The sequence below is a fragment of the Micromonospora sp. I033 genome (assembly GCF_053890995.1).
This window is the reverse complement of record NZ_JBSSLX010000267.1, coordinates 1-6,936: the sequence shown is the minus strand read 5'-3', so window position 1 is coordinate 6,936 and position 6,936 is coordinate 1. Positions and strand designations below refer to the sequence as shown.

At 76.1% G+C, this 6,936-nt stretch carries 6 protein-coding genes and 2 pseudogenes; 3 read left to right on the top strand and 5 right to left on the bottom strand.

The genetic code is table 11. The annotated features are described in order from the left end of the window. Positions 1 to 236: pseudogene (locus ACW0Q9_RS27815) on the top strand (DEAD/DEAH box helicase); the annotation flags it as partial. Between the two features lie 84 nt (positions 237 to 320). After that, a complete protein-coding gene (locus ACW0Q9_RS27810; RefSeq protein ID WP_456186272.1) occupies positions 321 to 1,469 on the top strand; it encodes a class I SAM-dependent methyltransferase in 1,149 nt (382 codons plus the stop codon). On the opposite strand, the gene ACW0Q9_RS27805 is transcribed toward ACW0Q9_RS27810, so the two are convergent. Next, positions 1,466 to 1,897, bottom strand: a complete 432-nt coding sequence (locus ACW0Q9_RS27805) for a hypothetical protein (protein ID WP_456186270.1) — start codon at positions 1,895 to 1,897, stop codon at positions 1,466 to 1,468. The two genes, ACW0Q9_RS27810 and ACW0Q9_RS27805, sit on opposite strands and share 4 nt — an antisense overlap. A gap of 188 nt (positions 1,898 to 2,085) precedes the next feature. Between ACW0Q9_RS27805 and ACW0Q9_RS27800 the strand changes: the two genes are divergently transcribed. After that, positions 2,086 to 2,505, top strand: coding sequence for a helix-turn-helix domain-containing protein (locus tag ACW0Q9_RS27800; RefSeq protein ID WP_456186268.1), 420 nt, complete (start codon positions 2,086 to 2,088; stop codon positions 2,503 to 2,505). Between the two features lie 16 nt (positions 2,506 to 2,521). On the opposite strand, the gene ACW0Q9_RS27795 is transcribed toward ACW0Q9_RS27800, so the two are convergent. From ACW0Q9_RS27795 to ACW0Q9_RS27780, 4 genes and pseudogenes are all read right to left on the bottom strand, one after another. After that, the gene (locus ACW0Q9_RS27795) at positions 2,522 to 3,505 is read right to left on the bottom strand and encodes a hypothetical protein (RefSeq protein WP_456186266.1); all 984 of its coding nucleotides are present in this window, start codon (positions 3,503 to 3,505) and stop codon (positions 2,522 to 2,524) included. Beyond that, the gene (locus tag ACW0Q9_RS27790; RefSeq protein ID WP_456186265.1) at positions 3,498 to 3,728 is read right to left on the bottom strand and encodes a heavy-metal-associated domain-containing protein; all 231 of its coding nucleotides are present in this window, start codon (positions 3,726 to 3,728) and stop codon (positions 3,498 to 3,500) included. Before ACW0Q9_RS27790 ends, ACW0Q9_RS27795 begins: the two co-directional genes overlap by 8 nt. 109 nt (positions 3,729 to 3,837) lie before the next feature. Beyond that, a complete protein-coding gene (locus ACW0Q9_RS27785) occupies positions 3,838 to 5,958 on the bottom strand; it encodes a RecQ family ATP-dependent DNA helicase (RefSeq protein WP_456186263.1) in 2,121 nt (706 codons plus the stop codon). Positions 5,959 to 6,038: 80 nt separating this feature from the next. After that, a pseudogene (locus ACW0Q9_RS27780) lies at positions 6,039 to 6,936 on the bottom strand (BTAD domain-containing putative transcriptional regulator); the annotation flags it as partial.

Below are 6,936 nucleotides of genomic sequence, written 5' to 3'. Positions count from 1 at the left end.
GCCCGGCCGCCGAGGCGTCCGCCGAGGAGGGTGCCCGCACCCCGCGCCGCCGCCGGCGCCGCCGGGCCGGCGAGACGGTCGCCGGGGAGCCCACCGCGGTGATCTCCACCGAGAGTGGCGCCGAGCCGGCCGCCGCGTCCGCCGAGGGCGAGTCGGCCGCCAAGCCGCGCCGCCGCCGGCGCCGCCGCGGTGGTGGCGGTGGCACCGGTACGCCGGCCGAGGCGACCGCCGACTGACCCGCGAGACATCCGACGTCCCCCGTACCGGTCATCCGGTGCGGGGGACGTCCCCGTTCCACCCCCGCCGAGGAAGAGGAAGCCATGCCGGAACCACTGGACGCCGCGCTGCGCGAGGTGCGGGCGCTGCTGCTCGACCCCGCCCTGACCCGGGCGGTCGCCGCCGGGCGTCGCCGCGGCCAGCGCCCCTCGGTGGTCCGCGCCGAACTGCGCCCGGTCACCCTCAAGGGCGGTCCGCGGCTGCAGATCTCCACCTCCGACGGGGCCCGGCCGTACACCCGGAACGTGGCGCCGGGCGCGGAGGCCGGCACGGCGGTCGACGCGCTGCTCGCCGAGCCCTTCGGCAACTGGCACGTGGAGACCGCCGGCAGCACGCTCCAGCTCCGGGTGACCAAGTCGGGTGAGGCGCAGGTGCACCGGGCGGCGGCCAGCCGGCCGGCGCCGGAGCCGGGCGGCCACGACCGGGCCAAGGACTGGCTGCTCGACCCGGGCGACCCGATCTTCGCCGAGATCGGCGGCACGGCGGCCAAGCGTCGCCAGGTGGACGCGTTCCTCCGGGCGCTGGCCGCCACCCTGCCGGACGACCTGACCGGGCCGCTGCGGGTGGTGGACCTCGGCTGCGGCAACGCCTACCTGACCTTCGCGGCCTACCGCTACCTGGCCCAGCGCGGGCTGGACGTGACGCTGGTCGGCGTGGACGTCCGCGAGGACCAGCGCCGGCGCAACACCGAGCTGGCCGAGCGGCTGGGCTGGGCCGGCCGGGTGAGCTTCGTGGCCGGCACCATCGCCGACGCGCAGGTCGAGCCGGCGCCGGACCTGGTGCTCGCGCTGCACGCCTGCGACACCGCGACCGACGAGGCGCTGGCCCGCGCGCTGCGCTGGGGCGCCCGCTGGGTGCTCGCCGCCCCGTGCTGCCACCACGACGTGGCCGCCCAGCTCCGGGCCCACCCCGCGCCGGGGCCGTACGAGCTGCTCACCCGGCAGGGCATCCTGCGCGAGCGGTTCGCCGACGTGCTCACCGACGCGCTGCGCGCCGGCCTGCTCCGGCTGCACGGCTACCGTGCCGAGGTGGTGGAGTTCGTCGACTCCCGGCACACCCCGCGCAACCTGCTGATCCGGGCCCGGCGCACCGGGAGCGCGCCGACCGACGACCAGCGCGCCGAATACCGCGAGCTGGTCGACCAGTGGGGTGTCACGCCCCGGCTGGAGGCGCTGCTCGCCGGCCGCCCCTAGCGGCGGCGGTCGCCCCGGTTGCGCTCCCCCCGGTCGAGCGCGGACACCCGCTCGCCGGGCCCGCGGTTGGTGGACCGGTCGGTCTCCTGCGCCGCCGTCGGGAACGGCACCACCGTCGCCGACTCGTCGGCGTTGCCGGCCGCGGCGAACGCGTTCCACGAGATGTCGACGAGCAGCCGCTTCAGCTCGGCGTGCCGGACGGCGGCGTTGCGCTGGAGGGCCATCCGGGCGCCCAGCACCACGGCGACCAGCGTCGTGGTGATGGCACCGGTCGCGGCGATCAGGTGCACGCCGGTCGCCGGGTCGCCGAGCACCGCGAGCACCAGCAGCCAGATCCAGAAACCGAGGGCGAAGACGCCGGCCTTGGCCACGAAGAAGAGGCTGATGGCGCCCGGGCGGTGGGGCACGGGACGGTCCGGCTCGGCCATGCTGCTCCTCGTCGTGTTCGCTGCTCAGCGGTCCGTCGAGTTTAGTTGACGGCTCACAATTGTCTATGCCTGTGACGGTCCCGCCCACGGGACCTTCCGACCGATCAGTCAGTTACTTATCAGTCGCGGCGTACTAGGCTCGGTGCCCAGAGTCGGGTGCTCCGGCGGAAAGGGACAGACCCCGGGGGATGGCTTCCGCAGAGGTTTCGCCGCAGATGGCGTTCGCGCGCTTCGTGCGACGCGCCATCGATGACGCCCGCGAGGAGCGCGGCTGGACGGTGACCGATCTGGCCACGCACACCGGCGTGGGGCGGTCGACCGTGTTCCGGTGGCTGGCCGGCGACTGGCAGGACTATCCCGAGCTGGCCAAGGTGCGCGGCTTCTGCGCCGCCCTCGACCTGCCGGTGGCGGCCGCCTTCCGCGCGCTGGGCCTGCCCGACGCCGGCGCGGTGCCCCGCCGCCGCGGCGCGGAGGACGGCCCGGTGGAGGCCGACGTGCGGGTGATCCTGGAGCGGCTGGCCGACCCGAACGTCCCCGCCGAGGAGAAGCACCACATCCGCGACCTGCTGCGCTACCTGGCCCGCCGCCCGGTCCGCCGGGCCGGCTGAGTCGGCCCGTCGGCGCTCAGGGCACCGTCACGGTGAACGCGGCCGTCCGCACCACGCCGCCGATCCGGAAGTCCAGGAACATCCGGTAGCGGCCCGGCCCGGGCGCGGTCAGCCAGAACGTCACGGCGTCGCCGTCCCGCACCGGCTCGGGGTGCACGTGCAGGTAGCCGAGGTCGCCCTCGCGGAGCGCGACCAGGTGGCCGTACGCGCCGAGGTAGGGCTCCAGCGGAGCGGCCGCGCCACCGGCGCCGGTGACCCGGAACCGCAGCGGCACCGACTGCCCCACCGCCGGGGTGCCCGCGTAGCCGACGGTGAACCCGTCGACCGTGGTCGAGGTGGCCGGGGCGGGCAGCGGCCGGGGCGCGTACCCGCCCGGCGCGACCAGGTCGACGCCGAGGGTCACGGCGGTCTGCCGGCCGTCGTCGGCGACCGCCGTGAAGTCCGCGTACGCCCGCCAGGCGCCCGGGTCCGCCAGGGTCAGCGGCACCGACCAGGTGCCGTCGGCGGCCATGGTCGGGTGCAGGTGCTGGTAGCCGGTGAGGTCGCGGCGCACCACGATGAGGTGCATCGGCTTGTCGTGCACGACGGCGAACCGGGTGACCGCCCGCCGCCGCTCGTCCCTGATCTGGAACCGCAGCTCACCGGCCCTGCCGGCGGTGAACTCCACGGTCGACGGGGCGAGCGTGTAGCCCGCCGAGCTGATCGACAGGCCGGCCGCGTCCGCGTCGCCGCCCTGGGTGACGGTTGCCCCGCCGTGCGCGTGCGCTCCGGTGCCGGGGGCGTGGCTGTGCGCGGCGGTCACCGGGAGCTCCCCGGTGCGGGTCGGGTTCGGCGGCGGGTTCAGCCGGCCGAGACCGAAGCCGAGCAGCACGGCCAGCACCAGCCCGCCGACCACCAGGGCGAGCCGCAGCGTCGCCCGGTCCACCTCGACGGGCCCGCCCGGAGCGGATCCGCCGGTGACCGGCGCGTCGGTGCCGGCGAGGGGCGGGGACTCAGGCAATGCCGGCGGCCAGCTCGTAGCCCGCCTCGTCGACGGCGGCGCGGACGGAGTCGAGCGGCAGCGCGGCGGCGCTGGTGACCGTGGCCGTGCCGGCGGCGAGGTCGATCCGGACCTCCTCGACGCCCGGCAGGGCGGACAGCTCCTCGGTCACCGCCCGGACGCAGTGTTCGCAGGTCATCCCGGTGACGGAGTACGTCTGGACGACGGGTCGCTGCTCGGTCATGGGCCCACGGTACCGCCGGTCGCGGGCCGGCCCGCCGACGGTCCGCAGACGGTGGCGACGCTCGCATTCGTGGACCGGCCGGAACTTTCCGGGCCCCGGGAGCGACGGTTCAGCCGGCCACCGCGAGAGCCAGCGGCAGCACGTCGGGCGCGCCGGCCCGGCGCAGCAGCCGGGCCACCATGCTCATGGTCCAGCCCGAGTCGACCAGGTCGTCGACGAGCAGCACCGGCCCGTCCAGCCCGGCCAGCGCGTCGGCCAGGTCGCCGGGCACCGCGAAGGCGTCGTGCAGCGCGCGTACCCGCTGGGCGCTGTTGCCCCGCGGCCCGCCGGCCCCGGCCGGGCCGGTCGGGACGACCCGGCCGAGAAGCGGCAGCCGGCCCACCGCCGCGATCCGCTCGGCGAGCGAGCCGACCAGCAGCGGCCGGGTGCGGGAGCCGACCGCGACCACGCCGACCGGGCGGCGCGGCCACGGGTCGTCGCCGTGCGCCCAGGCCTTGAGCACCTCGACCACCGCCGCCGCCACGTCGTCGGGGACCGGGCCGTCCGCCGCGTCCGGCCCGACCAGGCCGCGCAGCCGCCCGCCCCAGCCCAGGTCGGACAGGCGTCCCACGGCCCGCCCGGGCAGCGCCTGCTCCGCCGGGGGGATGCGCCCCTTCAGGGGTACGCCGACCGCCTCCAGCCCGGTCGGCCAGAGCTTCTTCGGCGCGACCTCCACGCCGGGGCGGCCCAGGAAGGTCTGCGCGGCGCTGAGCGCGGCGTCGGAGACCTCGGCGCCGAACAGCGGGGCGGCGCAGTTGTCGCACCGGCCGCAGTCCCCGGCCCCGGCGTCGTCCAGGCACTCCCGCAGGTAGCGCATCCGGCAGCCGGGTGTGGCCGCGTATTCCCGCATGGCCTGCTGCTCGGCGGTGCGCGCCTGGGCGACGCGGCGCAACCGGGCCTCGTCGTAGACCCAGGGCTCGCCGGTGGCGAGCCAGCCGCCGCGCACCCGGCGGACCGCGCCGTCGACGTCGAGCACCTTGAGCATCAGCTCCAGCCGGGCCCGGCGCAGGTCGACCACCGGTTCGAGGGCCTGGGTGGAGATCGGCCGCCCGGTGTCCAGGGCGGCGAGCACGGCCCGGACCTGCTCCTCGGGCGGGAAGGCCAGCGAGGCGAAGTAGCGCCAGATCGCCGCGTCCTCGACGCCGGGGAGCAGCAGCACCTCGGCGTGCTCGACGGCCCGGCCGGCCCGGCCGACCTGCTGGTAGTAGGCGATCGGCGAGGGCGGCGCGCCGAGGTGCACCACGAAGCCGAGGTCGGGCTTGTCGAAGCCCATGCCGAGCGCGCTGGTGGCGACCAGGGCCTTGATCTTGTTGTCCAGCAGGTCCTGCTCGGCGGCCCGCCGGTCGGCGTCCTCGGCCTGCCCGGTGTAGGCGGCCACCGACCAGCCCCGGGCGCGGAGGAACTCCGCGGTCTCGCCGGCCGCCGCCACGGTCAGCGTGTAGATGATCCCGGAGCCGGGGAGCCGGTCCAGGTGGTCGGCGAGCCAGGCCAGCCGGTGCGCCGGGCTCGGCAGGTCCAGTACGCCCAGGCGCAGCGACTCCCGGTCGAGGGTGCCGCGCAGCACCAGGGCGTCGCCCAGCTGCTCGGCCACGTCCTGGGTGACCCGGGCGTTGGCGGTGGCCGTGGTGGCGAGCACCGGGGTGCGCTCGGGCAGGTTGGCGAGGAAGGTGCGCAGCCGCCGGTAGTCGGGGCGGAAGTCGTGCCCCCAGTCGGAGACGCAGTGCGCCTCGTCCACCACCAGCAGCCCGGTGGTGGCTGCCAGCTTCGGCAGCACGCCGTCCCGGAAGTCCGGGTTGTTGAGGCGTTCCGGGCTGATCAGCAGCACGTCCACCGCCCCGGCGTGGATCTCCGCGGTGATCTCGTCCCACTCGTCGAGGTTGGCGGAGTTGATGGTGCGGGCCCGGATCCCGGCCCGGGCCGCCGACTCGACCTGGTTGCGCATCAGCGCCAGCAGCGGCGACACGATCACCGTGGGGCCGTGCTCGCCCCCCTCGCGCAGCAGCGCGGTGGCCACGAAGTAGACGGCCGACTTGCCCCAGCCGGTGCGCTGCACGCAGAGCACCCGCCGCCGGTCGACCACCAGCGCCTCGATGGCCCGCCACTGGTCCTCGCGGAGCCGGGCGTGCTCACCCGCCAGCCGCCGCAGCACCGCCTCGGCACGCTCCCGGACGGCCATCCGATCCTGACCCATCCGGCATTTCTACCAGGACCCGCCGTGGCGAAGCCCCTGCGCACCCGCGCCCGGCCCTTTTTTTGATCAACGGGATCCCGTCACGACCCGGGCCACTGCCGGACCGGGACTTCCTGGTCGACGTCGCTCGGGCCGGGTGGGGGGAGGAAGAGGAGGAGGTCGCGGAGGGAGTCGGTGAGCGCCGGGGGCAGCAGGCAGCGGGTGGCCAGGTCCTCCATCGACCCGAACGGACCGCGCGCCCACCGGTCCACCACCACCTGCCGGCTCTGCGCGACGGTCATCCCGGGAAGCCCGGCGATGACCTGCTCGGTCACCGCGTTGATGTCCACCAGCCCGCCGTCGTCGAACGCGCGCGCCAGGTCCGGGCGCCCGATGCGCAGCTCCTGCCGGGCCGCCGGATAGTGGTACAGCAGGTAGCGAGCCTGCTCCCGGCGCAACCGGCGCTCGTCCACCGGCTCCGGACGGGCCAGACGGCCGCGGAGCCAGCGCAGGAGCTGACCGTTGAGCAGGATCGTGTGCAGGAAACCGACCAGACAGGTGAGCAACCAGGCGACGATCAGGACGCCCTCGGCATCGGACACCTCGTCCGTTTCACTCTCGCCGAGCACGACGACGAAGGTCACGTTCAGGGCCAGGTAGTAGAGCGCGGCGAGCGCGTTGGGCCAGCTGCGCCGCACGAGCGCGTAGACGAGCACCACCAGCCAGGTGAGCAGGCCGAAGGAGGCCAGGGCGATGAGGGCGCTCACGATCGTGGCGGCGATGCCCAGCCAGGCCGGTACCGACCGGGACGGAACGGATGGGTTTGCCACCGGCGCCGGGGACGGGACGCCGGGCCACGTAGCGGGTGCCGGCGCCGTCACCGGGGTGGCGACCGGGGGCGGCCAGCCGGCCGGTGCGGCATCGGCCGGCTGCTCGGCGACGACCGGCGGGACGGGCAGCGGCGCGCTCACGCCGCCAGCGGCCACCGCGGGCGCGGGA

What these genes read in the sequence shown, in the direction of transcription:
- ACW0Q9_RS27805 (WP_456186270.1), bottom strand. Translation starts at nt 1,897, where the DNA reads ATGGCCGAGCCGGACCGTCCCGTGCCCCACCGCCCGGGCGCCATCAGC.
- ACW0Q9_RS27810 (WP_456186272.1), top strand. Translation starts at nt 321, where the DNA reads ATGCCGGAACCACTGGACGCCGCGCTGCGCGAGGTGCGGGCGCTGCTG.
- ACW0Q9_RS27800 (WP_456186268.1), top strand. Translation starts at nt 2,086, where the DNA reads ATGGCTTCCGCAGAGGTTTCGCCGCAGATGGCGTTCGCGCGCTTCGTG.
- ACW0Q9_RS27790 (WP_456186265.1), bottom strand. Translation starts at nt 3,728, where the DNA reads ATGACCGAGCAGCGACCCGTCGTCCAGACGTACTCCGTCACCGGGATG.
- ACW0Q9_RS27785 (WP_456186263.1), bottom strand. Translation starts at nt 5,958, where the DNA reads ATGGGTCAGGATCGGATGGCCGTCCGGGAGCGTGCCGAGGCGGTGCTG.